This window comes from Streptomyces sp. NPDC015220, from assembly GCF_043079345.1.
GTDB lineage: Bacteria > Actinomycetota > Actinomycetes > Streptomycetales > Streptomycetaceae > Streptomyces.
Genome location: NZ_JBIBUK010000001.1, coordinates 1027007 through 1053901, shown reverse-complemented (window position 1 = coordinate 1053901; position 26895 = coordinate 1027007). Strand labels below are relative to the sequence as shown.

Sequence of the window (26895 nt, the reverse complement as noted above, 5' to 3'; positions counted from 1 at the left end):
GGGCTTGCCGTCCGGGCGCGGGGTGACGGCCCGCCGCGGGCAGGGCGCCGGCACGTGGGTGCCGGCGCCCTGCCCGCGGGCGCGCGCGGCCCGCTAGAGCGTGCCCGTGTCGGTGCCGGTGCCGGTCGCGCCGTCGCCCGTCCCGCCGCCGGCCGCGGGGCCGCCCGTGGTCGGGGTGCCGCCGGGGTTGCCGCCGGCGTCCCCGCCGCCGGCCCCGGTCCCGCCGCCGGCCCCGGAGCCGGCGCCGCCCGCGCCGCCCGCGCCGCTGTCCGTGCCGCCGCCGGTCGTCGGGGTGCCCGCCGTGGTGCCGCCGGTGGCGCCGCCCGTGGTGGGGGTGGAGCCGGCGCCGCCCGTCGTCGTCGGGGTGCTGCCCGCGCCGGTCCCCGGGGTGCCGCCGCCGGTCTGGCCCTGGGTCTGCCCCTGGTCCTGGCCCTGGCTCTGGCCCTGGGAGTCCTGGCCGCCGGTGCCCGTTCCGGTGGCGCCGCCGTTGTCCTGGCCGTCGGTGGTGCCCGGCGTCTGCGCGGTGCCGCTGGACGGTGCCTGGGACTGGTCGGCGCCGGGCTGGAGCCGGAGGTCGAAGTCGCTGACCGTGGTCCCCTTCAGCGCGTCCCCCATGAACTGCGCCCAGATGCTGCCCGGCGCGCCGCTGCCGTTGACGCGGTCGAGGCCCATGGCGCCGTAGAGCGACTTGTGGGCGGCGGTGACCGGGTCCTGGCCCATCACGGAGACGACGGTGGCCAGGTCGGGGGTGTAGCCGGCGAACCAGGCCGCGGTGTCCTCCTCGGCGGTGCCGGTCTTGGCGGCGGCGGGCCGGCCGATGGCCTGGGCCGGGGCGCCGGTGCCGTTCTGGACCACGCTCTGCAGGACGGCGGTGGTGGTGTCGGCGGCCTGACGGGTGACGGCCTGCGTCTCGGCGGGCTCGGGCAGGCTGACGGCGCTGGCGCCGTCCTTGGTGATCTTCTTGATCATCGTGTAGACGCCGTGCTTGCCGTGGTTGGCGAGGGTCGCGTAGGCCTGGGTCATGTCGAGGACGCTGGCCCTGGCCACGCCGAGCGCGATGGACGGGCTGCTGACCAGCTCCGGGGTCTCGGCCGGGACTCCCAGGGAGACCGCGGTCTCCTTGACCTTGTCCGAGCCGACGTCCACGGCCATCTGCGCGTACACCGCGTTGACCGACTTGTCGGTGGCCTCGCGGACGGTGATGTCGCCGTAGGAGCGCTGGTCCTCGTTCTCGGGGGCGTAGGAGCCGCCGTTCCAGCCCTGGACGGGACGCTTGTTCGTGCCGTCGTAGAGCGTGTTGGGGGTGATGGTGCGGCCGTCCTCGGTGCGGGCCCCGTTCTGCACGGCGGAGGTGAACACGAACGGCTTGAAGGTGGAGCCGGCCTGGAAGTCCCGGCGGGTGGCGTTGTTCGTGTACTGCTTGACGTAGTCGATGCCGCCGTACATGGCGACGAGCTCGCCGGTCTTCGGGTCGATGGCCGCGCCACCCGCGCGGACGTACGTGTCGACCTTGCGGTTCTTCTTGTCGAGCTTGCTCATCACCTGGTCGTCGACGGCCTTGACGAAGGCGTCCTGCTTGCTCTTCTGCAGGGTGGTCGTGATGCGGTAGCCGCCGGCGGAGAGCTCGTCCTCGCTGAGGATCTTGTTCTTGGCGAGGTAGTCCTTCACCGCGCGGACGAGGTAGCCGCGCTGTCCGGACATGCCGGTGGGGACGGTGGCGTCCTTCGGCATCGGGAACTTCATCCCGGCCCGCTCCGAGGCGCTGAGCCAGCCCTTCTTGACCATGCCGTCCAGGACGTAGTTCCAGCGGCCGAGGGCGGCGGCCTTGTTCTCCGGGTGGGCTACGACGTCGTACTCGCTGGGCGCGTTGACCAGCGCGGCGAGGTAGGCGGCGCGGGCCGGGTCGAGGTCCTTGGCCTTCATGCCGTAGTAGGCCTGGGCGGCGGCCTGGACGCCGTAGGCGTTGCGGCCGAAGTAGCTGGTGTTGAGGTAGCCCTCGAGGATTTCGTCCTTGGACTGGGTGCGGTCCAGCTTGATCGAGATGAAGAACTCCTTCACCTTGCGGGTGACGGTCTGTTCCTGGCCCAGGTAGTAGTTCTTCACGTACTGCTGGGTGATCGTGGAGCCGGACTGCTTGCCCTTGCCGGTGGCGGTGTTCCAGCCGGCGCGCAGCATCGCCTTCGGGTCGACCGCGGACTCGGTGTAGAAGTCGCGGTCCTCGGCGGCGAGCACGGCGTGCTGGGCGTCCTTGGACACCTGGTCGAGGTCGACGTTCTCGCGGTTGATCTCGCCGTCGCGGGCGATCTCGGTGCCGTCGGCGTAGAGGTAGACGTTGGCCTGCTTCACGGCCATGGCGTTGGCCGACGGGATCTTGACCAGCGAGTAGCCGAGGAAGAACGCGCCGATGACCAGGAGCGCGACGGTGAGCACCCCGCCGAGCAGCATGCGCCAGGTCGGCAGCGCCCGCCGCCAACCGGTGCGCTTGGGCCGCTTGGGCCGCTTGGACTTCTTGCCCTTGGGGGAGTCGTCGGAGGGCGGCTGCGCGGGGGGTTTGGCGGCGGCCAGCACCGTGGTGGGGGTGTCGGTGTCGGTGGCGGTGGGGTGCGCGGCGGTTCCGCCGCCGGCGCCACGCGCGGCGCGCCCGGCGGCGGGGGAACCGGCCGGGCCGCGGCCCGCGGGGGTGCGGCCCGTCGGCGTGCCGCTCGCCGGGGTGCGGCCCGCGGGGGTGCCGCTCGCCGGGCCGGTGCCGGTCGCCGCCTGGGTGCCGGTGGTGCGCGCTCCCGCGCCCATCGCGCCGGCTCCCCAGGTGGTCCCCGAGTCCGGCCCGGCCGCGGGCCACGACGCCTTGGAGGCGGCGGGCGGCCGCCGCCTCGGCAGTGGGGCGGGGGACGTGGAAGGGGACGGGGTGGCGGCCGAGTCGGCGGGAGGCGGGGTCGGAGCCGGGGTGGCACGTTCGGCCGGTTTCCTTGCCGACTCGCCCTCGCCGGGGGCCGGGCGCGCGCCCTGCCCCGGCCCCTCTTCCCGTGCCGCCGTCCGCTGCCCGGTGCTGCCCTCGGGGCGGTCCCCGGCCTGGTTCCCGGTGCGGTGTGCGGCCTGGTCCCCGGGGCGCGGTGCGGCCTGGCCCCCGGGGCGCGGTGCGGGCCGGCCCGCGGTCCGCGCCCGGGCCCCCGGCCCGTCCTCCGTCCCGGCCGGGCGTCGCGCCGGTCCCTCGGCCGGGCCCCTGCCCTTGTCCTGACCACGGCCCCGCGGTTCGGCCGGTCCCCTCGCCCCGGCACCGTCACCGGTACCGGCCTGCGGCTCGGGTCGAGCCGCGGGCCGGGGCTGTGGCTCCGTCCGGTCCTGCGGGCGGGTACGCGGCTCCGGCCGGGCCTTCGGGTCGGACTTCGGCTGCGGCTGCGGCTGCCCCTCGGCCTGCGGTTTCCCCTCGGGCTGCGGCTGCGGCTGCGGCTCGTCGCTCATGTCGTGCACGGACTCCTGTTTCGCGTCGTACGTCGCCGTACGCCCTCATGCGCTTCTGCGCCCCCGGATGAAGACTCTCGCACCATGCGTTCCGTTCCCGCTCCCCGGCTTTTGGTCCGGAAAATGCGTGGCACGTCACATCGCGTGCGTACTAGGCTCCTGCGCTTCGGTGTCGGCGGACCTTCTGGAGGGCGTGACGTGGGCGCTGGGCGGTTGTACGCGGCCGTCGCGGCGGGGGGATTCAGACGGTACGCGACTTATCGCGCGGCCACGGCGGCTGGGGTCTTCACCAACACGGTGTTCGGCCTGATCCTCGTCTACACCTATCTGGCGCTGTGGGACGCCAGACCGCACCTGGGCGGCTACGACCGGTCCCAGGCCGTGACCTACGTATGGCTGGGGCAGGCGTTCCTGTCGACGCTCGCGATCGGCGGGGGCGGCGTCGAGGACGAGTTGATGGAGCGCATCCGTACGGGTGACATCGCCATTGACCTGTACCGGCCGGCCGATCTGCAACTGTGGTGGCTGGCGGCCGACCTGGGCCGGGCCGTGTTCCAGCTGCTGGGCCGCGGGGTGCTGCCGTTCGTGTTCGGGTCGCTGTTCTTCCCCGTCGCGCTGCCCGCGGACCCGGTGACCTGGCTGGCGTTCCTGGGCGCGGTGCTGCCGGCGATGCTGGTGAGCTTCGGGATCCGGTTCCTGGTGGCGCTGAGCGCGTTCTGGCTGTTGGACGGGACGGGCGTGGTGCAGATGGCGTGGCTGGCCGGGTACTTCTGCTCGGGGATGCTGCTGCCGCTGAACGTCTTCCCGGGCGCCCTGGGCGAGGTGGTCCGGGCGCTGCCGTGGTCGTCGTTGCTCCAGGCCCCGGCCGACGTCCTGCTGGGGCATGGGGACCCGCTGGGCACGTACGTCTTCCAGGGGGCGTGGGCGGTGGCGCTGCTGGCGGCGGGCCGGCTGGTGCAGCGGGCGGCCACCCGGCGGGTGGTGGTGCAGGGTGGCTGAGCCCGTCCGGGCGGAGCGGCGGAGCCGGGCGGCGGAGGGCCTGCGGGCGTACCGGCTGATCGCCGCGATGTGGATCCGTTCCACGATGGCGTACCGGGCCTCCTTCCTGATGACCACGATCGGGAACTTCGCGGCGACCGCGCTCGACTTCGTGGCGATCCTGCTGATGTTCTCCCGGGTGGACGCGCTCGGCGGCTACACGCTGCCGGAGGTCGCCTTCCTGTACGGGCTGACCAGTACGTCCTTCGGGCTGGCGGACCTCGCGATCGGCTCGATGGAGCGGCTGGGGCGGCGGGTGCGCGACGGGACGCTGGACACGCTGCTGGTCCGTCCGGCGCCGGTGCTGGCGCAGATCGCCGCGGACCGGTTCGCGCCGCGCCGGCTGGGCCGGGTGACCCAGGGAGCGCTGGTGCTGGGCTACGCGCTGTCCCGGCTGGACCTGCACTGGACGGTGCCGAAGCTGCTGCTGATGCCGGTGGTGCTGCTGAGCGGGTGCGGGATCTTCTGCGCGGTGTTCCTGGCGGGGGCGGCCTTCCAGTTCGCGGCGCAGGACGCCTCCGAGGTGCAGAACGCGTTCACCTACGGCGGCACCACGCTGTTGCAGTACCCGCCGACGGTGTTCGCCAAGGAACTGGTGCGCGGAGCGACGTATGTGCTGCCGCTGGCCTTCGTCAACTGGCTGCCCGCGGCCTATGTGCTCGGGCGGCCGTATCCGCTGGGGCTGCCGCGCTGGGTGGCGTTCGCGTCGCCGCTGGTGGCGGTGGGCTGCTGCGCGCTGGCGGGAGTGGCCTGGCGGGCGGGGCTGCGGTCGTACCGGAGCACGGGAAGCTGAAGGGACGTAGGGCGATGGAGGCGTGGGACGGCGGCTTCACGGACGGCAAGGGCACGGACGGTGCGGCCGGTGTGGACGGCGCGCCCGGTGTGGACGGTACGCCAGGCGTGGTCGGCGGCGCCCGTCCGCCCGGCGCGCCCGGCGCGCCCGGTGCGTCCGGCGCGCCCGGTGCGTCCGGCGCGCCCGGTGCGTCCGGCGGCGTCGGCCGGGCGGGACGGGTCGGCCCGGTCGGGGGCTTCATCGAGGTCGACCGGGTCGAGAAGGTCTTCGACGTGCGCAAGAGGACCGGGTTCCTCCGCAGCGAGCGGCGGCAGGTGCGGGCGGTGGACTCGATCTCCTTCACCGTGGCGCGCGGCGAGATGGTCGGGTACATCGGCCCGAACGGCGCGGGCAAGTCGACGACGATCAAGATGCTCACGGGCATCCTCACGCCGAGCGGCGGCCGGCTGCGGGTGGCGGGCATCGACCCGGCCCGCGAGCGGACGCGGCTGGCGCGGCGCATCGGGGTGGTGTTCGGGCAGCGTACGACCCTGTGGTGGGACCTGCCGCTGATCGACTCCTACCGGCTGATGCACCGCATGTACCGCATCCCGGACGCCCGTTACCGGGACAACCTCGACCGCTGCGTGGAACTGCTCGAACTGGGCGACCTGCTGGACGTCCCGGTACGGCAGCTCTCCCTGGGCCAGCGGATGCGCGGCGACATCGCGGCGGCCCTGCTGCATGATCCGGAGGTGCTCTACCTCGACGAGCCGACCATCGGCCTGGACGTCATCAGCAAGGCGAAGGTCCGGGAGTTCCTGCGGGAGCTGAACGCCGGGCGCGGCACGACGGTGCTGCTCACCACGCACGACCTCCAGGACATCGAGCAGTTGTGCTCGCGGGTGATGGTCATCGACCACGGGCGCCTGATGTACGACGGCCCGCTCGCCGGGCTGCACGAGGCGGGCGAGAGCGAACGCACCCTGGTGGTGGACCTGGAGCGGGAGTCGCCGCCGATCGAGGTGCCGTCCGCGCGCGTGGTGCGGGTGGAGGGGCCGCGGCAGTGGCTGGCCTTCCCGGCGGGCGAGTCGGCGGCGCCGCTGGTGGCGCGGATCGCCGACCGCTACCCGCTGGTGGACCTGTCGGTGCGGGAGCCGGACATCGAGGCGGTGATCGCCAGGATGTACGGTCGCCCGGCACACGGCGCGGCGCGGGACGCGGCGGGGAACGGGGCCGGGGACGCGGTGGAGGGCCGGGCCGGGGACGCGGCGGGTGACGGGGGCGAGGGGGCCGCTGAGGGTGCGGTCTCATAGCCTCCCGCGCGGCTAACTCGTAGGCTTCCGCACATGACCGACGATGCCCCGGAGCTGCGTGCCTCCGACGCCGATCGTGAACGAGTGGCCGAGGTCCTGCGGGACGCGCTCGCCGAAGGACGCCTGGACATGGCGGAGTTCGAGGAGCGGCTGGAAGCGACGTACCAGGCCCGCACCTACGGGGAGCTCGCGCCGATCACCCGTGACCTGCCGGCCCAGCGGACGGCGGAGCCCGCGGTCTCGCTGCGCAAGCAGCCGCCTCGGGACGGTAGTTGGGCGAGCCGGATCATCGGCGGCGAGGGTTCGTCGTCGTGGGCGGTCGCCATCATGTCCGGCTTCCAGCGCAAGGGCGCCTGGACCGTGCCGAAGCGGTTCAACAGCTTCGTCTTCTGGGGCGGCGGCGAGATCGACCTGCGCGAGGCGAACTTCGCCGACCACGAGGTCGAGATCAACTGTGTGGCGATCATGGGCGGGATGCAGGTGATCGTGCCGCCCGGCGTCGAGGTGGTGGTGCGCGGCATCGGGATCATGGGCGGTTTCGACCACCGTGAGGAGGGCGTGCCGGGGGAGCCGGGCGCACCGCGCGTGATCGTGAACGGCTTCGCGTTCTGGGGCGGCGTCGGTGTGGAGCGCAAGCTCACCCGGGCGGAGCGGCTCCGGCTGAAGGAGGAGCGCCGCCAGGAGAAGCTGGAGCGCAGGGCCGAGCGCCGCGAGCTGCACGCGGCGCGCCGTCAGGAGCGCTGGGAGCGCCACGAGGATGCCGTGCAGCGGCACCTGGACCGCCATGAGGAGGCCCTGGAGCGTCACCGTGAGCGCCACGAGGAGCGCTGGGAGCAGCATCGGGACCGCTGGGAGGAGCGTCGGGCCCGGCACCGGGACCGCCGCGGACGCCGGGGCTTGTAGACGCCGGGGCTTTCTGGGCGGAACACGCGCCGGGCGCCGCGGGGCACCCCTTCGGGCGACGACGGGCCCGGGGATCGACGACGGGCCCGGGGATCGACGACGGGCCCGGGGATCGACGACGGGCCCGGGGATCGACGGCAGGCCCGGGGATCGACGGCAGGCCCAGGGATCGACGGCAGGCCAGGGCCGGTCGCCTTCCACCGCGCGGTTCCCGGCGCTTCCGCTTCCGTTCCGGCTTCCGCCCCGCCTGGTTCCGCCTTCCGCCTTCCGCCGCCCCGTTTCCGCCTTCGCCCGCCCGCAGCTCGCTCCGCCTTCGCCCGCCCGCCCCTCTCCGCCTCCCGTCCGGTTCTTCCCCGCCACCCCTTCCGGGCGGTGCCGGGAACTCCTGTTCCGGTCCGGGAGTAGGTCAGGAAGGGACAATCGTGTGCGGGACGGGTGCGGGAACACGGAACGGGTGGAGCGGATGGAACGAACGACACAGGCCGGTCCGGACGCGGGAGCGGCGCAGGCCGGTCCCGGCCCGGGGGCGGCGGACGCCGCCGTCTCCCGCCGTGCGATGACCGTGTTCAGCCCCGCCGACGAGGAGCGGCGGCGCGGGGTGCGCCGGATGAAGCTGACCGCGACCGGGCTGCTGCTGTTCGTCGCGGTGGTGTACGTCCTGGCCAAGTGGGCCGGGCACATGGGCGCCGGCGCCTGGGCGGGGTACGTCGCCGCGGCCACCGAGGCGGGCATGGTGGGCGCGCTCGCCGACTGGTTCGCGGTCACCGCGCTCTTCCGCCACCCCCTCGGTCTGCCCATCCCGCACACCGCGATCATCCCCACCAAGAAGGACCAGCTCGGTATCTCGCTGGGTGAGTTCGTCGGCGAGAACTTCCTCTCCGAGGACGTCGTGCGCCAGCGGTTGCGGGCGGTCGGCATCGGGAGCCGTCTGGGCGCCTGGCTCGCCCATCCGGAGCACGCGGAGCGGGTGACGGCGGAACTGGCCACCGCGCTGCGCGGTGCGCTGACGGTGCTGCGCGACTCCGATGTGCAGGCGGTGGTCGGCGAGGCGATCACCCGTCGGGCGGGTGTGCAGGAGATCGCGCCCGGGCTCGGCAAGATGCTGGAGCGGATCGTCGCCGACGGCGGCCACCGGCGGGTCGTCGACCTGGTCGTCGGCCGGGCGCACGACTGGCTGGTGCTGCACGGCGACTCCGTGATGGACGCCGTTCAGGGGGGCGCGCCCGGCTGGACGCCGAGGTTCGTCGACCGCAAGGTCGGTGAGCGCGTCTACAAGGAGCTGCTGCGCTTCGTCACCGAGATGCGCGACATGCCGGGGCATCCGGCGCGCGGGGCGCTGGACCGTTTCCTCACCGACTTCGCCGCCGACCTCCAGTCCGACGGCGAGACGCGGGCGCGGGTCGAGCGGCTCAAGAGCGATGTGCTGGGACGCGGGGAGGTCCAGGACCTGATCGCCTCGGCCTGGACCGCCGTACGGTCGATGATCGTCGCCGCGGCCGAGGACGAGCGCAGCGAACTGCGGCTGCGAGTAAGGGCCTCGCTGCTGTCGCTGGGCGCCCGGATGGCCGAGGACCCCAAGGCGCAGGGCAAGGTCGACCGGTGGGTGGAGGGGGCGGCGGTGTACGTGGTGACGACGTACCGCAAGGAGATCACCTCACTGATCACCGACACGGTGGCGAGCTGGGACGCCGAGCACACGACCCGAAAGATCGAGGCGCACATCGGCCGCGACCTGCAGTTCATCCGCATCAACGGCACGGTGGTGGGCTCGCTGGCGGGGCTGCTGATCTACACGGTGACAAGGGTGCTGGGGGCTTAAGGCCCGGTCCGTCAGGGCCTGGGTCCTGTCCCGGCCGGGGCTGGGGCGCACGGTCCGACGGTCCGCGTGCCCGACGAACGGATCGAGCGGGCCGTGAGCGGCTGGGCGCGACGAAGCCCGCAGGCGCCCGCGGTCGCCTCCGCCGGAACCGACGCCGACCTCGGCGGCGGCTCGGCCGTCGGGGCGGCCGGCCGCCCGCCCCGGGCGTGATCCCTTGGGTTCGGGGGAACCCGCATGGCGTTCCGCTCGGCGAGGAGGGTGCCCATGGCCAGTGCTGAGGCCGATACCGGCCGTACCGTGACCACCGACATTCCCGCGAGACTCGACCGCCTGCCGTGGTCGCGCTGGCACTGGACGATCGTCATCGGTCTCGGCACCGTGTGGATCCTGGACGGCCTGGAAGTCACGGTCGTCGGCAACATCGCCAGCCGGCTGTCGGAGCCCGGCAGCGGCCTGTCGATCAGCTCCGGGCAGGTCACGGGCGTGGCCGCCGCGCTGTACGTGGCGGGCGCCTGCGTCGGCGCCCTGTTCTGGGGCCGGCTGACCGACCGCTACGGCCGCAAGAAGCTGTTCATGATCACCCTGGCGGTCTACCTCGCCGCGACGGCCCTGACGGCGGTCTCCTTCGACGCCTGGTGGTTCTTCCTGTTCCGCTTCCTGACCGGCTTCGGCATCGGCGGAGAGTACGCGGCCATCAACTCCGCGATCGACGAACTGATCCCCGCGAACTACCGCGGCCGGGTCGACCTGATCATCAACGGCAGCTTCTGGGTGGGCGCGATCGGCGGTTCGCTGCTGTCGATCCTCGCGCTGAACACCGACATTCTGGCTGCCAACATGGGCTGGCGGCTGACGTTCGCGCTCGGCGCCGTACTCGCTCTGGTGATCCTCCTCGTACGCCGGCACGTCCCGGAGAGCCCGCGCTGGCTGCTGATCCACGGCAGGGAGCGTGAGGCCGAGGAGGTCGTGGCCGGCATCGAACGCGAGGTCGAAGCGGAGCAGGGCAAGCCGCTCGCCGCGCCGCACGGCGAGATCACCATCCACCAGCGGCCCAGCGTCTCCTTCCTGGAGATCGCCCGCACCGTCTTCGCCGACTACCGCAAGCGGGCCGTGCTCGGCTTCTCCCTCTTCATCGGCCAGGCCTTCCTCTACAACGCCATCACCTTCGGCTTCGGCGCGATCCTGACCAAGTTCTTCGACGTCCCCTCCGACCACACCGGCTACTACTTCGCCGTCATCGCGGCCGGCAACTTCCTCGGCCCGCTGCTGCTCGGCAAGCTGTTCGACACGGTCGGCCGCCGGGTGATGATCTCCTCGACGTACCTGCTGTCCGGGCTGCTGCTGTTCGGCACGGCCTGGCTGTTCGACCGCGGCTCGCTGAGCGCCGGGACGCTGACGGCCTGCTGGTGCGTGGTGCTGTTCTTCGCCTCGGCGGGCGCCTCCAGCGCCTACCTGACCGTCTCCGAGATCTTCCCGATGGAGACCAGGGCGATGTCCATCGCCTTCTTCTACGCCGTGGGCACCGCGGCCGGCGGCATCAGCGGCCCCGTGCTCTTCGCCGACCTCACCAGCACCGGCAAGGTCGGCGACACGGTGCTCGCCTTCCAGATCGGCGCCGGCCTGATGTGCGCGGCGGGCCTGGTGGCCGCCTTCCTCGCGGTCAACGCCGAACGCCGCTCCCTGGAGGACATCGCCAAACCGCTCACGGCGGTCACCGGGAAGGCGAAGGCCGCGGCCAAGGGAACCAAGGGAAACAACGGCCCCCGCGACGTCACGCCCCCGTCGTCGAGCCCGGCCTGACGATCATCAGGACGGTCACGGCCGCCCAGAGGAAATTGAACAGGCCGGTGAACATGGCCAGCTGAACGGTGGCGCGGCGGGTGTCGGCAGGGGCGGCCGGTGCGGCGGGGACGGCGGGGACGGCGGTGTGGAGCGGGCCACCGCCGCCCCCGCCCGCCTCTTCCACCGTCCCCGGTCGCTCCGCCTCTTCCACCGTCCCCGGTCGCTCCGCCTCCTCCACCGTCCCCGGTCGCTCCGCCTCCTCCTCCACCGTCCTCGGTCGCTCCGCCTCCACCAGGCCCTCGGCGAGGGTGGTCTGCCGGGGCAGGACGAGGGCGACGAGCACGAGCGCGGCGAGCGCGGTCAGCGCCATCGACACGATCAGCCAGGTGTCGCCCAGCACGCCCATGGCGCGCGCGGTGGCGAACCCGAACACGGGGACGACGACGCCGACGACGGCGTACACCCGGCAGACGCGCAGCAGCAGCCGCACGGTCTCCACCGCCCGGGGATCGTCCGGCGAGGCCAGCGCCCGGCGCGCGGCGGGCGGGAACATGCTGGCGGCGACGGTGACGGGCCCGATCGCGACGATCGCGGCGAGGACGTGCACGGCGAGGAGGAACTTGGTCACGCGGTGACGCTAGGCGGGCCGACGACGGCGTAGAAGTGGCACGAATGCCAGACAGCCACGGATTCTGGCCACCGGTGGATCAAGGACCGGCAGGGACCGCCCCCGCGCCCACCGTCCCCCGGCCGGGTCCTACGCTCGCGCCATGCACACCGTGGCCGTCCTGGCACTGGACCAGGTCATCCCGTTCGACCTGTCCGTCCCCGTCGACACCTTCGGCCGGGCGAATCCCCTGGGCGCCGGGGGGCCCGGGATTCCCAGGGGCTCCGGGGGCTCCGGGGGTTCCGGGGGCTCCGGGGGTTCCGGGGGCTCCGGGGGTTCCGGGGGCGCGGAGGCCGACGGGGTCGGTAGGAGCTGTGGGAACGGCGGGGCCGGCGGAGGTGGCCCGGTCGGCGAGGGCGGCCCGGTCGGCGGGGATGGTGCGGACGGTTGTTACCGGGTGCGGGTGTGCTCGGTGGCCCGGGAGGTCGGTGCGGCGGGCGGCGCGTTCACGGTGCGGGCGCCGTACGGCCTCGAGGCTCTGGCGGAGGCGGACACGATCATCGTGCCGGGCGTCGCCGATCCCACCGCTCCGCTTCCGCCGGGCGTGGCGCGGGCCCTGCGCGAGGCGGCGGCGAACGGCACCCGTATCGCCTCCATCTGCGTGGGCGCGTTCGTCCTCGCGGCCACGGGCCTGCTGAACGGCCTGCGCGCGACGACGCACTGGGCGGCGGCCCGGGACCTGGCCGAGCGGTACCCGCAGGTGACGGTCGACCCGAACGTCCTGTACGTGGACAACGGCCAGTTCCTCACCTCGGCGGGCGCGGCGGCGGCGATGGACATGTGCCTGCACATGATCCGTCGTGACCACGGTTCGGCGGTCGCCGCGCACGCCGCCCGGATGTCGGTGATGCCGCTGGAGCGGGAGGGCGGCCAGGCCCAGTTCATCGTCCACGAACTGCCCCCCGCCCCGGCCGGCGCCACCCTGGAACCCGTGCTGGAGTGGCTGGAGGACAACTGCGGCCGCGATCTCACACTGGTGGAGATCGCGGCCAGCGCGGGCATGAGCACCCGCACACTCAACCGCCGCTTTCGCGAGCAGACCGGCACGACACCGTTGCAGTGGCTGCACCGGGCGAGGGTGCGGCGCGCCCAGCACCTGCTGGAGACCACGCCGTACCCGGTGGAGCGCATCGCCACCCAGGCCGGCTTCGGCTCCCCGACCGCCTTCCGCGAGCGCTTCCGCAGGGTGGTGGGCACCAGCCCGAGGGCCTACCGCAAGGCGTTCCAGGCGACACGGGGCTGAGGGGCCCGGGCGGCCCTCAGCGGTGAAGTCACGGCGGTCCTCAAGGGTCGCCGCGGTCCTCAGGTGTCCCCTCGGTCCTGAGAGATCACGGCGGATCGCGGCGGAACGTGGCGGATCACGGCATTACGGCTACGCGCCGCGCCGGTCGGCGACGGCCCAGGAAGCCAGCGCGACGGCCCCGGCGACCCCGAACACGGACGGCCAGGCGCCGACCTTCTTGGCCAGCGGGTGCGACCCGGCGAACGCGGCGACATAGGCGGCGGTGAGCGCCCCCGCGGCCTTCCCGCCCGCCTGCTTGCGCCACTGCTGAGCGGCCGCGGCCCCGGCGACGGCCAGCACGGCCCCGCCCAGCTGGCGCTTCTTGGTCCAGCGCGCCACGCCGTACCCGCCGACCAGCCCACCCGCGGCCACCGCTGCCGTAGGAACCTTCGCCATCACTTGCCTCCCGTAGACACGCAGAACATGCAGACACCGAACAGAAGTCGAACAAAGGGAGGCTAACCCGCACAAGAACTCGCCCGGCGACCGCCCCGGCGTGGACGTGACTCCGCACGGAATCGTCGTGACGCAGGTCACGCGCGCTGCCCGGCCGACTCTGTCACACATCGGGCCCGGCCCCCGTCGTACCTGTGCAACCACGAAGAACGACGAGCAAGGAGCCCATGATGGAACCCCGTCTGAACGCCTTCGGCAACGCCGTCGCCGCCAAGTTCCTGCGCCACATCAACTCGGCCGGGAAGGTGGTCTCGGACTCGACGCTGCCGGCCGCGACGCAGGAGCTGGTGAAGATCCGCGCCAGCCAGATCAACGGCTGCGGCTTCTGCACCGACATGCACACCAAGGACGCGGCGGCCGCGGGCGAGACGGCCGTACGCCTGAACCTGATCGCCGCCTGGCGGGAGGCGAACGTCTTCACCGAGGCCGAGCGCGCCGCCCTGGAGCTGACCGAGCAGGGCACCCGCATCGCCGACGCGGCGGGCGGGGTGCCCGAGGAGGTCTGGGAGAACGCGGCCAAGCACTACGACGAGGACCAGCTGGCCGCCCTGGTCTCGCTGATCGCCCTGATCAACGCCTACAACCGCCTTAACGTCATCGTCCAGCAGCCGGCGGGCGACTACGTGCCGGGCATGTTCGGCTGAGCGAGCGAGCCAGAGGGCGGGCCGGGGCTGCCTCCGGTCGCCGCGCCACGGGGGTGGGCGGCGGCCGGGACCCGCGCGGGGCGGTGATGGGCCTCGGCGGTGCGGTGGCCGTGGTCCGTGCAGGGCGCGACGGGCCAGCGGTGGTCGAGGTCCGTGCAGGGCGCGACGGGCCTGCGGTGGTCGAGGTCCGTGCAGGGCGGCGGCGGGCGTGGGTGGCCGGGGCCCGCGCAGAGCGGCGACGGACGTGCGATGGCCGGGGCCCGTGCGGCGGTGATGGACCTCAGCGGCGCGGCGGGCGTCGCCCGGTGAGCGCCTGCCAGCGGTCCCGCGCCTCTTCGAGCTCCAGCCGGGCCTGCTTGATCCGTTCGTCCTGCTCGTGCTCCTCCGTCACCTCCGCCAGCCGCTGCCGGGCGGTGTCCTGCTCGGCGGTGTCCTCCCTCACCCGCTGGAGCTCCTCCTCCAGCTCATGTATCTCGGCCTGGCGCCCGGCCCGGAACTCGGCCTCCTTCAGGGCGGCGTTTCCTATGTGGAGGGCGAAGCCCCGCACGTCGTCCTCCTCGTGCAGCTCGGGCGCGTACTCATACTTGCTCCTCCTCCCGCCGGCCCGGGTCACGTAGACGTAGTGGAGCTTCGGCGAGCTCTCGAAGTCGGCCCGGAGTCCGTCGAGCGGTATCTCCTCCTCCTTCGCCTTGAGCACGTGCTCGTACAGCGCCAGGTCACCGAGCCGCTGCAACAGGCGCCCCGCATCCGACCGACGCGCATCCGCGATCCGGCTTCGCAGCGAGCGCACACGCTGCCGTTGCCGTGCCTCCGCGTCGTTCACCGCCGACTGCGCCCGGGAGACCCGCTGCCGGCCCTCGCGTTCCGTCTCCCTCGCGTTCCGGCGAGCCCGCGCCAGATCGTTCCGGTCGTCGGCGTGCGCACTGTCGAAGGCGTAACGCCACCCGCCCGGATACGTCCGGCAACGCCAGGCCACCCAGACAACCGCGACCAGTACCAGCAGCAACACGAACCGCAGCGTCCCCGCCACTGCGCCTCCCCCGTGGTCCCAAGGCGTACCCCAACCACCAGAAGCATCCCCACTTGGTAGGCGCCATCCACCCATGCGGAGACAGCAGTTGGCCAGTACGCCTCCCGACAGCCGGGGTAGCCGGACAATCGATCAGCGATCAGCGGCCAAGCCGGCCATTGGGGAGAGCCGGGCAGAGCCGGACGACGACCCCCGCACACGTGAGTACCCGTACTCAAGCGACGACTTCGCCCGTGCGGGCACCATGGTGAGCATGAACCTGCCCATCGCCGCACCCGCCTTCGACGCCACGGCCGGCCGCAAGCGGTACGACCGGGCCGACCTGGGCGCCGACATCGGAGCCGGGTGCGGTCTGGCGCTCCTGGAGCTGATCGCCCTGGCGGTGATCTTCGGGCGCTGGTTCCTGTCCGGGTTCAACCTCGACCCGGCCGAGACCGTCGAGGCCGACTCACTGTGGGGCTACCTGGTCGCCGCCGCGGCGGTGGGCGCCCTCACCATCGTGGCCGCCCTGATCGCCGCCCGCACCGGAGCGCTCGTCACGGTGGTGAGCCAGGGCATCATGGCCCTCCTGATCGCCGTCCTCGTCCTCGGCGGCTACATGGCGCAGACCCACGAGGACGAGAGGGACAGGACCGACGTGCACGCGTGCCGTGACGCGCCTTCCGCACTGTTGTGTAGTGGGTGACCCCGGTCTCATTGAGGCGGCCCCAGTCGCTCAACCCTGCTGAACACAGCGGTCTGAGAGCACGATCTGGCCCACCGAGACGCTGAGCATTAGGTTTCTGCCCAGTGCATACGGCGGCCCTATCGAGGCCGGCCCAACCTTGAGGTGCAGCTCCGAACGACAGTTCCCCAGGCTACGGCTGTCATCCTTGCCCTAGTCCGAACACTCCTGACCCTAGTTGGGGAACAGCAAGCACGGCTAGATCTCGCCATCTGGCGTCGACCTAGCCGTGAGGCCCCCATGTGCGAAGGTCACTCCTGGCGTCCACGGGCCCTTGAGCATGCGAAACGCGACTGCCATGTATGTGATCAGATGCTTAACTTGTTCTCTGACGCCCATCCACCAATCCGGCTTCTGCCCAACATCCCCTGTCGTGGCGTCAGGAGGTCAGTCATGCCCAAGTACACCTACGATCTTCCGAAGCACGACGTAGACCACGGTATTGAGGTCAAGATCGCCGAACTGCTCATCGATCCACAGGCCCAACGCACGCTGAACGAGCGCCGCGCCCAGACGATCGCGAACAACCTCGTTCGCGAGGCCATCGGAACCATCATCGTCTCCGAGCGTGCGGATGGTTCCCGCTACATTGTCGACGGCCAGCACCGTAAGCGTGCCTCCGAACTGGCGGGCCTGGAGACCATCAGGGCGGATATCCACTACGGGCTCACCCAGGAGCAGGAGGCCATCCTCTTCCTGATCAAAAACCGTGAGTCTCACAAGCCCCGTCCGATCGACGAGTACCACGTTGGTCTCACGGGCGGAGTGCCGCTGTTTGTCGACACGGATCGGGTCCTCAAGGCCCACAAGCTCAGTCTTGGCTCATCCTCGACCAACAGCGTCGGTGCCGTGTCAGGCGTGTTGCAGATCACGGACCGATACGGAGCGGATGTACTCGATCGCACACTCACCATCGCGGAGGAAGCATGGGGCCGCTCGGCTGAGTCCTGGGATGGAATGCTCCTCGGCGGCATCGGCATGTTTCTCGGCCGCCACGGTGACCTTGTCAGTGACACTGAACTCGCGAAGAAGCTGGAGCGCACTGGCACGGCTGCCAAGTGGCGGTCCCAGATCCTGAGCGCCTCATCCAACGGGGGCTTCAACAACAGCGGCACCGGCTCTAGGATCAGCGTTTCTTACCGATTCGTTTTGGAAGCGTGGAACAAGGGGCGTCGACCGGCTAACCGGATCGAGGGCTGAGGGCGGCGAACGGCGAGTGGATCAGGCATCGCCTGATCGGGTGGGGCCGAGCCAGATGCGCCAGGCCCCTCCAGTCATCTTGTGGACACTCACCCGATTCCACGTAGCGTCAAGGCGTGGACGAATATGCGCCACGTGGTAGGGCCGACCTGAACAACAGGCCCCTCCTCATGCTTCGAGTCGCGTATGAGTGTGCCACTGTCGGCGTACGCACACTCTACGCACTCCGTGCCGCTGCCACCGCTGTAGGAGGACTTGAACCAGTGGGGCTCTGACGATCTCGTCATCAAGACTCCTTGGTGATCTGGTCGATGAGTTCGGCCGTGGACTCGAAGTCGAGCGCCTGTGCGCTGAGGTACTGGAACGCCAACCTATAACGCTCCAACTCCTGTGCCTTCTCGATGAAGAGCCCACCGCCGAGGATGTCCACGTATACGACGTCGAGTTCAGGGGTTTGGCCGCGTAGCACGGCAAAGCTCCCTACGGCCGCCGCGTGCGCACCACGTGTGAACGGCAGGACTTGGACGGTGATGTGCGGGCGGCGAGCCATGGTGAGCAAGTGCTTCAGTTGCTCATGCATGACCGCTCGACCGCCGACCTGTCGTCGGACCGCGGCCTCGTCGATCACGCACCAAATGCGCGGCGGCTCCTCGCGGTCCAGCAACTCCTGCCGCTTCATGCGGATGTCGACCATGTGCTGGACTTCGCGCTCCTCGCATTGCACCTCCGAAGCCCGATGGACGGCTTCGGCGTAGGCGCGAGTCTGGAGAAGACCAGGGACGTACATGCAGGCGTAGTGGTCTTCGCGCACGACCTCGTCTTCGAGGGTGAGCATGAGGTTCATGGACTCAGGGATTGGATCCGCGAGCGATCGCCACCAGCCCTGGATCTTGGCGCCCTTGGCCAACTCGACCAGCGCTGAGCGTTCCTCGTCGGTGGCTTCGTACTCCCGGCATAGGGCGTCGACGGCCGGCCACTTGACCGCCCCTTCCTTCGTCTCGTAGCGGCTGAGCGTCGCCTTGGAGATGCCGACCGCAGCTCCAGCCTCCTCCAGGGTCAACCCCTTTCGTTCCCGGAGCCGACGCAGGTCGGCGCCCAGTTGGCGCCTGCGAGTAGTGGGTCCAACTGCCATTCAGGCACCTCCTGTTGTCGTCGCGGTAGATCGTCGTGTCACTTCGGGTGGGATGGCAAGGCGGTGTGCGCCGGGGGCGCGCGGAGTGCGGTTGTGCTTCTGGCGGGGTCTTGTGAGAGTTCCATTTTGAGAGTTGCTCTGCGACTCTTGGTCGTCATGAGATCACAGTGCGCACTGGGTGGTGACGGCTGTATGAGTGAAGGGATGGGCAACTTCGTGGGGAGTGCCGTGAGAAGAGCACGGAGGGTGTGGAAGTTCCCCTTCTCGGCGGAAGCGGAAGCGGTCGCAGGACTGCGCCGCTTGGTACGACTGCACCTGGAGCTTTGGGGCTTGCAACAGCTCAGCGCTGCTGCCGAGCTGTGCGTCAGCGAGCTCGTAGCCAACGTCATCAAACACGTCGGTCATGGGACTCCGACCGCGCTCGCTGTCTCGCTGGATGGGACACGCTTACGCATCGAGGTTCATGACCCTGACGCTCGCGCTGTGCCGATTCTGTCCGACGTGGAACAGGACGCTGAGACAGGGCGGGGCATGGCGCTCATCGACGCTATCGCCGATCGCTGGGGCGTAGACCTCACCGCCGGGCGCAAGTCGACATGGTGCGAGCTTCGAACGACCGTAACCACAACCAGTGAGATGTTTCTTGCTCCTCGTGTGGTCCGAGCGGCTGACATGTTGGGGCTCTACGCTTCTACGGCGATGCCGCAACGGGGCGTAAGCTTTAGTCGGCTGGGTGAGACGGTCGCGGAGGAGACGGCGATCGATGTTATCGCCGATCTTCTCCACTGGTTCTGTGCGCGCGGCCAGGACCCGGATGACGTGTTGGACCGGGCCCAGGCTCACTTTGAGGCGGAAGTTGACGCGCATTGAAAGAGAGCACGGACTCTCGTGTGGTCCCGTCCTGACCGAGTATGTTCTCACTCTGGTTTGGGAGTTCGTGCTCGACCTAGGTGATCACCGCTGGCTCGCTGGAAGTTGGCGCGTAAGCGACCCGAGTATGGAGTGACCTTGGTGGTGCCCAGCCTGCCTGTATCCCTGTTTTGTAGGGCAACGTGAGCGACAGGACGCCCACCGCCGCGCATGTCGCTACTGACGCGCATCAATACGGGAGCTAGCGGCGGACGAAGTGGTATTCGGGGTTGTCAACGAGTGAGGCCGGGGAACGCTTCCTCAAGGATTTTGAGCAGCTCACGTGCCGAAGCGACGTCGAGCTGGATGCTCTGGCTGATCTTGTCGAGGATCTTCCGTTCCGTGGATCCGTAGGTGTCGAGCTGCAGGATGCGCTGTCCATCCGCCGTGAAGGTTCGGTAGCCGCAGGTAACAGGTCCATGCACCCGCTGAGTGTCAGAGGAGACTGACTGGAACTCGCTGATCAAAGCCATGGGGATACCATTCCACGTGAGTTGACGACCCGCCACCGTCAGGCTGACTTCTATCTGTGGCAGGGTGGCTGCCCTGCGGAACGAGCGGGGCGGTAGCCCGTCTCGGCTACGCGGAGCACCGCCGTTTCCGTACGGCGCGCCGCCCGCCGCCCGTCGGAGATGATCAGACGGTAGTCCCGTGACACTCCCCGTACCCCCGCCCCGAACCGCACCAGCACTCCGCTCCCCGCTGCGGCGGCCAGGCCACCGCGCGTCCGCGGGCGGCCAGTGTGGTCGCGTACTGGGGCAGTAGCGTCGCGTCGGACGGGCTGGCGCTCTCCGAGGCGGCGAAGGCCTCGTAGGAGGGGACCGTGCCGGTGACGATGCCGAGGTTGGGGGTGCCGGAGGAGGCCAGTTCCCGCAGGGACGCCTCTATCGTCGCCAGGTGGGTCTCGTGGGAGGGGTACTCCGTGGCCAGGTCGGCGTAGGCCGTGAGCAGTTCCTCCAGTTCCCGCGCCGGCCAGTGCAGGACCGCGACCGGGAACGGGCGGGAGAGGGCCTCGCGGTAGGCGCCGAGTTCCGCCTGGAGGCGGGTGATCTCGGCGCGCAGCTCGGCGGGGTTCTCCGAGCCGAGGGACCAGACGCGTTTGGGGTCGTGGAGTTCGTCCAGCGGGACCGGGGCGGTGTGGAGGGTGTCGGCCAGGATGTCCCAGTCGTCGTGGGCCGCGCCCAGCATGCGGCGCACCCGGTGGCGGCCGTAGAGGAGGGGATGGGTGGCGTACGGGGGCTCCGGGACGTCCGCGAGCAGCAGGTCCACCGCCTCCGTGAACGTCTTGTGCGCCGCGTCGAGTTCGTCGTGGGACTCCAGGGACTCCGCGACGATCACCCACGGGGCGGGGTCGCGGGGCGCGGTGGTGCGGATGCCCTCGATGATCGCCCTCGCCTCGGCCTCGTGGTCGTACTCCCAGAGGTTGGCGGCCTTCAGGGCGCGGACCAGCGGGGCGTTGTCCAGGCCGTCGGGGGAGGAGAGCAGGCGGTCGTAGAGCGTGGTCGCGGCGGGCCGGTCGCCGGACAGTTCCAGGTGGGCGGCGGCCTGGAGGAGGAGGGCTTCGGCGTCCTCGGGATACAGGCCGGCGGTCCGCTCCAGGCGGGCCGCCTCGGCGGTGTGGTCGACGTTTTCGGCGTTTTGGGCGGGCGTGTCGGGGCGCATGGGGGACACCGTACTGCCGGACGGTGACAAAGGTGAGGTATCCCCAGGCCAGGGGGGCCGTCGGGCCCGTCCGGCCACCGGTGTCCGCCCGGAGGGCCCGCACGGGGGGCCGTCCGGGCGTCGGTACGGGTGGGCGTACGGGCTCACCGTCGTGCTCGTGCTCCCGCCACCGCCAGGGCTCCCGCCGCGGCCAGGCCCGCCGACACCAGCAGTGCGATGTCCGCGCCCCGGGCCAGGTCGCTCGCCGAGGTGGCGATGGCGATCGTCAGGGCGACGCCGGCGCAGGAGCCGATGTAGCGGAAGGTCTGCTGGGCGCCGGAGCCCATCGCGGCCCGGTCCGGGGGGACGGAGTCCACCGACACCAGGGGGAGGGAGGCGTTCAGCAGGCCGCTGCCGATGCCGGCCACCACCATGCCCGGCAGCAGGCGTGGCAGGGAGCCGGAGCCGACCGCGCCCAGCATGGTCAGGACACCGGCCGCGTGCAGGGCGAAGCCGAGGGAGAGCTGCCACCGCGGGGAGACCCGGCCCGCCAGGTGCCTCGCCAGGAGGGCGACGGCGAAGCTGAGGCCGGACCAGAGCAGGAGCAGCCAGGCCGTGGTCATGGGGGACAGGCGCAACGCCTGTTGCAGCAGGGCGGGGAGGAAGCTGAACAGGCCGATGACCGCGAGGCCGGTGAACAGGCCGCCCGCCGAGGACGCCAGGAACGGCGGGTGGCGCAGCAGGGCCAGGTCGATCATCGGGGTGGCGGTGCGGCGTTCCACCGCGACGAAGGCTCCGACCAGGAGCACGGCGGCCGCGAGCAGCGCTCCCACCGGCAGCCGCAGCCAGCCGTCGCGGCCCAGCGTCAGGGCCGCCACCAGGGCGACCAGGGCCAGGCCGAAGGTCAGCGCGCCGGGGATGTCCGGGCGGCCGTTCCTCGGGGCGCGCGACTCGGTGAGCGCGCGCGTGCCGAACGCCGTCACCGTCAGGGCCGCCGCGCCCAGGACCGCGTACGCCACCCGCCAGTTCGGCAGGGCACCCGCCACCAGGGGGCCGGCCGCGATGCCGCCGCTCACGAAGGCGCCCCAGACGCCGGTCGCGTGGAGCCGGCCGCGGGGGCTCGGGAAGGCGTGCACGAGCAGACCCAGGCTGCTGGCCAGCAGGGCCGCGCTCGCCGCGCCCTGGGCGATCCGGGCCAGCGTGAACTGCCAGGTGGAGGTGGAGAAGGCGCCCAGCGCCGTGGTCAGGCCGAGGGCCAGGGTGCCGGACAGGAAGATCCGGCGGCGTCCGTAGTCGTCGGCGAGGCTGCCGGCCACCAGGAGGAGGGCGGCGAGACCCAGCGGGGTGCCGTTGAGCAGCCACGCCTGGGCGGAGAGGGAGGTGTGCAGGGCGGCCGCGGTGCCGGGGAGCGTGACCATCGGCGCGGTGTACGTCATCAGGGCCACGGCGGTGGCGGCGCTGGTGACGGCCAGGGTGGCCGTGGGGCCGGCCGGGCGGGCGCCGGCGGGGCGCGGGGGTGAGTCCCGGTGGTGCCGGTCCGGCCGTCCCTGCCGTCGTGCGGGGGTGCGGGCGGTGGTGGTGGCGGGGGAGTCCGCGGCCCGCGCGGGGTCCGCGGTCGGCGCCGGGGCGACGGTCGCGGTGGCGCTCGTGACTGATACCGGGGGCGCGGTCGTGGTCGCCGGTGTGGCGGGGTCTGGCCCGGGCATGGTCTCGTCCTTCCGGGTCCGGAGTCGGGTCGGTCTGGTCGGGGGAACGGGTGGAGCCTGCTTGGTTCGGTGATTGAACCTATGCCTTCCACGTCACCGTAACACCATGGGTTCGGTCACTGAACCAAGTACGCGGAAAGTGGCTACAGTGGACGGCATGGCACTGGGCAAGGACTACGCGACGCAGGAGTGCTCGATCGCCCGCGCGCTGGAGATCGTCGGCGAGCGGTGGACGCTGCTCGTCGTCCGGGACGCGCTCTACGGCGTCCGGCGCTACAACGACTTCCTGGTCCACCTCGGCATCCCCCGCGCGGTCCTCGCCGCCCGGCTCCAGACGCTGACCGCGGAGGGGATCCTCGTAAAGCGGCGGTACCAGGAGTCGCCGCCCCGCGAGGAGTACGTCCTCACCGAGCGCGGGACCGCCCTGTGGCCCGCCCTGCGCGCGCTGGGGCTCTGGGGGCGCGAGCACTTCGCCACGGAGCAGTTGCGCTACTTCCGGCACGCGGACTGCGGCACCGAACTCGGGCCGTACGGCGAATGTCCCGCCTGCGGAACCATCGTGCCCGTCCCGGACGTCATCATGGTGCCGGGACCCGGACTCGATCCGGACCCGGCGGATCCGGTCAGCCGGGCGCTGCTCAGGCCGAGACGGCTGTTGCAGCCGCTCGAGACCGATCCCGTGTGACGGGAATCTTGTACGAGGGGGCCGCGGCTCGCAGTCGCGGACCATGGGTGAGCGGTCGGCGGAGCGACGAGCCGGCGGACCGCGGCGACAGGAGGGGGGAGGGCGTGATCCGTCACCGGATCGGTGCGCGCCTCGCTTCCGCGCCGCCGTTCGCGCTCGCCCTGCTCGTCCTGGTCCTCCAGCTCTCGCTGCTCGACACGGGCAGCCTCTCCGCGACCGTCGCCGCCGGTGCCGCGCTCGTCACCTGCGCCCTGCTCACCTCGCGCTGCGTGCCCACGGTGCCGCCCACCCGGGTGCGTACCGCCATCCGCGACCGGGACCGGCGTACCGCCTTCCTGCCGCAGCGCGATCCCGACGCGCCGGGCCGGCGACGGCCCCGGGCGCCCGGGCGCACCCGCGCGGCGACCGTCGTCGCGTAGGGCCCGCCTCTTCACCGTTTTCCCGGCCCTGCGCGGGTCGTCATGCCGCCACGTCCGCTTCTCCGCGTCCGGCACGACGAGACCCCTGGAGGGCTCACCCATGTCCGTCTTCTCCGCCTTCGCCCGGCTGGTCGAACACCTCGCCGAACTGCTCCAGCCCCTGTTCCACGCCTCCGCGGCCGCCGCCGCGATCGTCCTGTTCACCGCGTTCGTACGACTGCTCGTCCATCCGCTCTCCCGGGCCGCCGCGCGCGGGCAGAAGGCCCGGGCGGCGCTCCAGCCGCGCGTCGCCGAGCTGCGCGAGAAGTACCGGAAGGACCCCGAGAAGCTCAACAGGGCGGTGCTCGAACTGCACGCCGCGGAGAAGGTGTCGCCGCTGTCGGGATGCCTGCCGAGCCTGCTGCAACTGCCCGCCTTCTTCCTGCTCTACCACCTCTTCTCCAGCACCACGATCGGCGGCGACGGCAACGGGCTGCTGGACCACCGGCTGCTGGCCGCGCCGCTCGGCGGACGGTGGGGCGACGCGCTGGCCGACGGCGGGGTGTTCGGGGCGGCCGGGCTCGTGTACGTCGGCCTGTTCGCGGTCACGGCGGCCGTCGCCACCCTCAACTACCTGCGCGCGAGGCGGGCCGTGGCCGGTGCCGGCGCGGCGGGCGTCCCCGCGGGCGAGGAGGGTGCGGCCGGACTCGGGACGGCGGTCGGCAGGGTCATGCCGTTGCTGTCCTTCGGCACCCTCGTCACCGTGGCCGTCGTGCCGCTGGCCGCCGCGCTGTACATCGTGACCAGTACGGCGTGGAGCGCGGTGGAGCGGGCCGTGCTGCACCAGTGAGGGCGGTGGAGCGGGCCGTGCCGCACCAGTGAGGGCGGTGGAGCGGGCCGTGCCGCACCGGTGAGGGCGGCGGGGCGGGCCGTGCCGCACCGGTGAGGGCGGCGGGGCGGGCCGTGCCGCTACCAGTGAGCGCGGCGCCCGGCGCGCCCGCCTACGGTCCAGTACGTGAACGGGGTATTGCGGAGTGGACGCCGTCCTTGGACGATCGGACAAGTCCTCCGATGGTGCGTCCGCCGCACCCAGGTCGCGTGCATCGGCCGGGCTGCCCGCGATCGAGGGAGATGGTGAACATGAAGCTGCTGCGAGTCGGTACGGCCGGAGCGGAGCGGCCCGCGCTGCTGGACGGCGACGGGACGCTGCGTGACCTGTCGGGCGTCGTCCCCGACATCGACGGCGCGCTGCTCGCCGACACCGCCGCGCTCGCGCGGGTACGGTCCGCCGCCGAGGGCGGGGAGCTGCCCGCGCTGGACGCGGACGGGCTGCGGATCGGGCCTCCGCTCGCGCGGATCGGCAAGGTCGTGTGCATCGGGCTGAACTACCACGACCACGCACGCGAGACGGGGGCCGAGCCGCCCGCCGAGCCGGTGATCTTCTTCAAGGCGGCCGACACCGTGGTCGGGCCGAACGACACGGTGCTCGTGCCGCGCGGGTCCACGAAGACCGACTGGGAGGTCGAGCTGGCGATCGTCATCGGCCGCACGGCCCGTTACCTGGAGACGGACGAGGAGGCGCTCGCGCACGTCGCCGGGTACGCGGTGGCGCACGACGTGTCCGAGCGGGAGTTCCAGATCGAGCGGGGCGGTACCTGGGACAAGGGGAAGAACTGCGAGACGTTCAACCCGCTCGGGCCGTGGCTGGTCACCGCCGACGAGGTGCCCGACCCGCAGAACCTGTCCCTCAGGCTGTGGGTCAACGGCGAGCTGAAGCAGGACGGGACCACCGCCGAGCAGATCTTCCCGGTCGCCGAAGTCGTGCGCTACGTCAGCCGGTTCATGACCCTGTACCCCGGGGACGTCATCAACACCGGCACGCCGGCGGGCGTCGCCATGGGGCAGCCCGAGCCCAAGCCGTATCTGCGCTCCGGGGACGTCGTCGAGCTGGAGATCGACGGGCTGGGGCGGCAGCGGCAGGAGCTGAAGGACGCGTGAGCGCCCCGCGGGCGGCCGGCCGGACGACCGCGCGGTGGACCGGGTGACCGCGTGGTGGACCGGGTGACCGCGTGGTGGGCGGGGTGACCGGGTGGCGGGCCGGGTGACCGCTCGGCGGTCGCTGGGCCCGCGCGGTGCGGTGTGCCTTACGGGCGCGACTGCCGTTGCCCGCGTGGGGGAAGCGGGCGCTGGTCCCGTCGTGGCCGCGTGAGGGAACCGGGCACCGGTTCCGCCGAGCCCGAGCCCGCGTGACGGGGCCGGGCATCGGCTCCCGTCGCGTGCCGGTGCCCGCCCGGTCGAGGAGGGGCCCGGCGGAGCCGGACACCGGCTCCGCTCCGCGCCCCGCCGTCAGCTCAGCCGAGGAGAGCGGCCAGCCTGCGCCACTGCTCCCTGGGCAGTTCCTCCCGGTCGCCGCTGCCGGTCACCACCTGGAGTGCCAGGTGGTCCGCGCCCGCCTTCCGGAACTCCTCGACGCGGGCCCGGACCCGGGAGTCGTCGCCCAGGGCGTACACCGCGTCGACCAGGCGGTCGCTGCCGCCCTGCCGCAGGTCGTCCTCGGTGAATCCCAGGCGGAGGAGGTTGTTGGTGTAGTTCGGGAGTTGGAGGTACATCGAGAGGTAGCCGCGGGCGGTCTCGCGGGCGCGGTCGAGGTCGTCGTCCAGGACGACCTTGAGCTCCGGGGCCAGCAGGGGGCCCTCGCCCAGGATCTCGCGGGCCTGCGCGGTGTGCTCGGCGGTGACCAGGTACGGGACCGCGCCCGCCGCCCGGTCGCGGGAGAGTTCGAGGGTCCTCGGACCGAGCGCGGCCAGCACCCGGCGCCCGGCGGGCACTCCGGCGGCGTCCAGGGCGTCCAGGTAGCCGACCAGCGCGGAGTACGGGCGGCGGTACTGCTCCGCGAGCTTGGCGTGACTCACCCCGAGGCCCAGGACGAAACGGCCGGGGTGGGCCGCCTCCAGCTCGGCGAAGCCGGCCGCGCTCTCCGCGGCGTCGTACTGCCAGATGCTCTGGATGCTGGTGCCGACGGCCAGCGTCGTCGTCGCGCCGAGGAGCGGGGCGGCGTGGTGCGGGGCGCTGCTGCCGCCGAGCCATGCGGTGCCGTAGCCGAGTTCCTCCAGTTCGGCGGCGGCCTCGGCGATGTCGCCCCGCCGGGCCGGGTCCTCCGAGCGGAGCCCGACGTTCCAGACGCCGTACCGTCCGACGGTCTCCTTCAGCGGGGCTGTGCTGTCGCTCATCGGTGCGATCCCTCCGGACGGGGTGCCGTGATCGGACATGGTCGTCTCGCGTACAGCCAACCCCAACCGGAGGGATCGCGCCGGTAATTCCCCGACGCGTCC

Annotated in this window: 25 protein-coding genes and 2 pseudogenes; 17 read left to right on the top strand and 10 right to left on the bottom strand. The window is 72.0% G+C overall.

The features are described 5' to 3' along the window. Positions 1–93: 93 nt before the first annotated feature. A complete protein-coding gene (locus ACF061_RS04865) occupies positions 94–2790 on the bottom strand; it encodes a transglycosylase domain-containing protein (RefSeq protein ID WP_392265347.1) in 2697 nt (898 codons plus the stop codon). 867 nt (positions 2791–3657) lie between these two features. Between ACF061_RS04865 and ACF061_RS04860 the strand changes: the two genes are divergently transcribed. From ACF061_RS04860 to ACF061_RS04830, 7 genes are all read left to right on the top strand, one after another. Continuing rightward, positions 3658–4458 (top strand): ABC transporter permease, encoded by an 801-nt coding sequence (locus ACF061_RS04860; protein WP_392265346.1) that lies wholly within the window; start codon positions 3658–3660, stop codon positions 4456–4458. Continuing rightward, positions 4451–5290, top strand: a complete 840-nt coding sequence (locus tag ACF061_RS04855) for an ABC transporter permease (RefSeq protein WP_392265345.1) — start codon at positions 4451–4453, stop codon at positions 5288–5290. The genes ACF061_RS04860 and ACF061_RS04855 overlap by 8 nt, the downstream gene beginning before the upstream one ends. Positions 5291–5304: 14 nt before the next feature. Then, positions 5305–6585 (top strand): ATP-binding cassette domain-containing protein, encoded by a 1281-nt coding sequence (locus ACF061_RS04850; RefSeq protein ID WP_392265344.1) that lies wholly within the window; start codon positions 5305–5307, stop codon positions 6583–6585. Between the two features lie 33 nt (positions 6586–6618). Beyond that, entirely contained in the window at positions 6619–7488 is an 870-nt protein-coding gene (locus ACF061_RS04845) for a DUF1707 domain-containing protein (protein WP_392265343.1), read from the top strand. Positions 7489–7951: 463 nt separating this feature from the next. Then, positions 7952–9307, top strand: a complete 1356-nt coding sequence (locus ACF061_RS04840) for a DUF445 domain-containing protein (RefSeq protein ID WP_392265342.1) — start codon at positions 7952–7954, stop codon at positions 9305–9307. Between the two features lie 66 nt (positions 9308–9373). Next, positions 9374–9517, top strand: a complete 144-nt coding sequence (locus ACF061_RS04835; RefSeq protein ID WP_392265341.1) for a hypothetical protein — start codon at positions 9374–9376, stop codon at positions 9515–9517. 54 nt (positions 9518–9571) lie between these two features. Beyond that, the gene (locus ACF061_RS04830) at positions 9572–11107 is read left to right on the top strand and encodes an MFS transporter (protein WP_392265340.1); all 1536 of its coding nucleotides are present in this window, start codon (positions 9572–9574) and stop codon (positions 11105–11107) included. Here ACF061_RS04830 and ACF061_RS04825 read toward each other — a convergent pair. After that, on the bottom strand, positions 11079–11717 hold the full coding sequence (locus tag ACF061_RS04825) for a DUF2269 family protein (protein WP_392265339.1): 639 nt from the start codon (positions 11715–11717) through the stop codon (positions 11079–11081). The genes ACF061_RS04830 and ACF061_RS04825 overlap by 29 nt on opposite strands. Before the next feature lie 142 nt (positions 11718–11859). Between ACF061_RS04825 and ACF061_RS04820 the strand changes: the two are divergent. After that, positions 11860–11973: pseudogene (locus ACF061_RS04820) on the top strand (AraC family transcriptional regulator); the annotation flags it as partial. Between the two features lie 171 nt (positions 11974–12144). Beyond that, positions 12145–12999, top strand: a pseudogene (locus tag ACF061_RS04815) (GlxA family transcriptional regulator); the annotation flags it as partial. 129 nt (positions 13000–13128) lie between these two features. On the opposite strand, the gene ACF061_RS04810 reads toward ACF061_RS04815, so the two are convergent. Further along, positions 13129–13434 carry a hypothetical protein gene (locus tag ACF061_RS04810; RefSeq protein WP_392265338.1) on the bottom strand — a complete coding sequence of 102 codons (306 nt, stop codon included), beginning with the start codon at positions 13432–13434 and terminating at the stop codon, positions 13129–13131. A gap of 230 nt (positions 13435–13664) precedes the next feature. Here ACF061_RS04810 and ACF061_RS04805 point away from each other — a divergent pair, with 230 nt between their 5' ends. Further along, positions 13665–14138 (top strand): carboxymuconolactone decarboxylase family protein, encoded by a 474-nt coding sequence (locus tag ACF061_RS04805; protein WP_392265400.1) that lies wholly within the window; start codon positions 13665–13667, stop codon positions 14136–14138. Between the two features lie 280 nt (positions 14139–14418). On the opposite strand, the gene ACF061_RS04800 is transcribed toward ACF061_RS04805, so the two are convergent. Beyond that, the gene (locus ACF061_RS04800; protein WP_392265337.1) at positions 14419–15147 is read right to left on the bottom strand and encodes a hypothetical protein; all 729 of its coding nucleotides are present in this window, start codon (positions 15145–15147) and stop codon (positions 14419–14421) included. Positions 15148–15421: 274 nt separating this feature from the next. Here ACF061_RS04800 and ACF061_RS04795 point away from each other — a divergent pair, with 274 nt between their 5' ends. Together ACF061_RS04795 and ACF061_RS04790 are read left to right on the top strand one after the other, a co-directional pair. Beyond that, positions 15422–15853 carry a DUF6234 family protein gene (locus tag ACF061_RS04795; RefSeq protein ID WP_392265336.1) on the top strand — a complete coding sequence of 144 codons (432 nt, stop codon included), beginning with the start codon at positions 15422–15424 and terminating at the stop codon, positions 15851–15853. Between the two features lie 432 nt (positions 15854–16285). Continuing rightward, positions 16286–17092 (top strand): DUF6551 family protein, encoded by an 807-nt coding sequence (locus ACF061_RS04790; RefSeq protein WP_392265335.1) that lies wholly within the window; start codon positions 16286–16288, stop codon positions 17090–17092. 89 nt (positions 17093–17181) lie between these two features. On the opposite strand, the gene ACF061_RS04785 is transcribed toward ACF061_RS04790, so the two are convergent. Both ACF061_RS04785 and ACF061_RS04780 read right to left on the bottom strand, forming a co-directional pair. After that, positions 17182–17379: a DUF397 domain-containing protein gene (locus ACF061_RS04785; protein ID WP_392265334.1), complete on the bottom strand. Its 198-nt coding sequence runs from the start codon at positions 17377–17379 to the stop codon at positions 17182–17184. Then, the gene (locus ACF061_RS04780; RefSeq protein WP_392265333.1) at positions 17379–18224 is read right to left on the bottom strand and encodes a helix-turn-helix domain-containing protein; all 846 of its coding nucleotides are present in this window, start codon (positions 18222–18224) and stop codon (positions 17379–17381) included. The genes ACF061_RS04785 and ACF061_RS04780 overlap by 1 nt, the downstream gene beginning before the upstream one ends. Positions 18225–18428: 204 nt before the next feature. On the opposite strand from ACF061_RS04780, the gene ACF061_RS04775 reads away from it, so the two are divergent. Next, entirely contained in the window at positions 18429–19094 is a 666-nt protein-coding gene (locus tag ACF061_RS04775) for an ATP-binding protein (RefSeq protein WP_392265332.1), read from the top strand. A gap of 272 nt (positions 19095–19366) precedes the next feature. On the opposite strand, the gene ACF061_RS04770 is transcribed toward ACF061_RS04775, so the two are convergent. From ACF061_RS04770 to ACF061_RS04760, 3 genes are all read right to left on the bottom strand, one after another. Further along, positions 19367–19606, bottom strand: a complete 240-nt coding sequence (locus ACF061_RS04770) for a hypothetical protein (RefSeq protein ID WP_392265331.1) — start codon at positions 19604–19606, stop codon at positions 19367–19369. Between the two features lie 163 nt (positions 19607–19769). Next, complete coding sequence (locus ACF061_RS04765; RefSeq protein WP_392265330.1) at positions 19770–20795, bottom strand: SEC-C domain-containing protein; 1026 nt, start codon at positions 20793–20795, stop codon at positions 19770–19772. Positions 20796–20938: 143 nt separating this feature from the next. Next, positions 20939–22480: an MFS transporter gene (locus tag ACF061_RS04760; RefSeq protein WP_392265329.1), complete on the bottom strand. Its 1542-nt coding sequence runs from the start codon at positions 22478–22480 to the stop codon at positions 20939–20941. 148 nt (positions 22481–22628) lie between these two features. Here ACF061_RS04760 and ACF061_RS04755 point away from each other — a divergent pair, with 148 nt between their 5' ends. The 4 genes from ACF061_RS04755 (at position 22629) to ACF061_RS04740 (ending at position 25561) form a co-directional block, all read left to right on the top strand. Then, positions 22629–23165, top strand: coding sequence for a winged helix-turn-helix transcriptional regulator (locus ACF061_RS04755; RefSeq protein ID WP_392265399.1), 537 nt, complete (start codon positions 22629–22631; stop codon positions 23163–23165). A gap of 104 nt (positions 23166–23269) precedes the next feature. Then, complete coding sequence (locus ACF061_RS04750) at positions 23270–23584, top strand: DUF6412 domain-containing protein (RefSeq protein WP_392265328.1); 315 nt, start codon at positions 23270–23272, stop codon at positions 23582–23584. 100 nt (positions 23585–23684) lie between these two features. Beyond that, complete coding sequence (locus ACF061_RS04745) at positions 23685–24413, top strand: YidC/Oxa1 family membrane protein insertase (protein ID WP_392265327.1); 729 nt, start codon at positions 23685–23687, stop codon at positions 24411–24413. A 290-nt stretch (positions 24414–24703) separates the two neighbouring features. After that, positions 24704–25561, top strand: a complete 858-nt coding sequence (locus tag ACF061_RS04740; protein ID WP_392265326.1) for a fumarylacetoacetate hydrolase family protein — start codon at positions 24704–24706, stop codon at positions 25559–25561. 353 nt (positions 25562–25914) lie between these two features. On the opposite strand, the gene ACF061_RS04735 is transcribed toward ACF061_RS04740, so the two are convergent. After that, complete coding sequence (locus ACF061_RS04735; RefSeq protein ID WP_392265325.1) at positions 25915–26793, bottom strand: LLM class F420-dependent oxidoreductase; 879 nt, start codon at positions 26791–26793, stop codon at positions 25915–25917. Between the last annotated feature and the right edge of the window lie 102 nt (positions 26794–26895).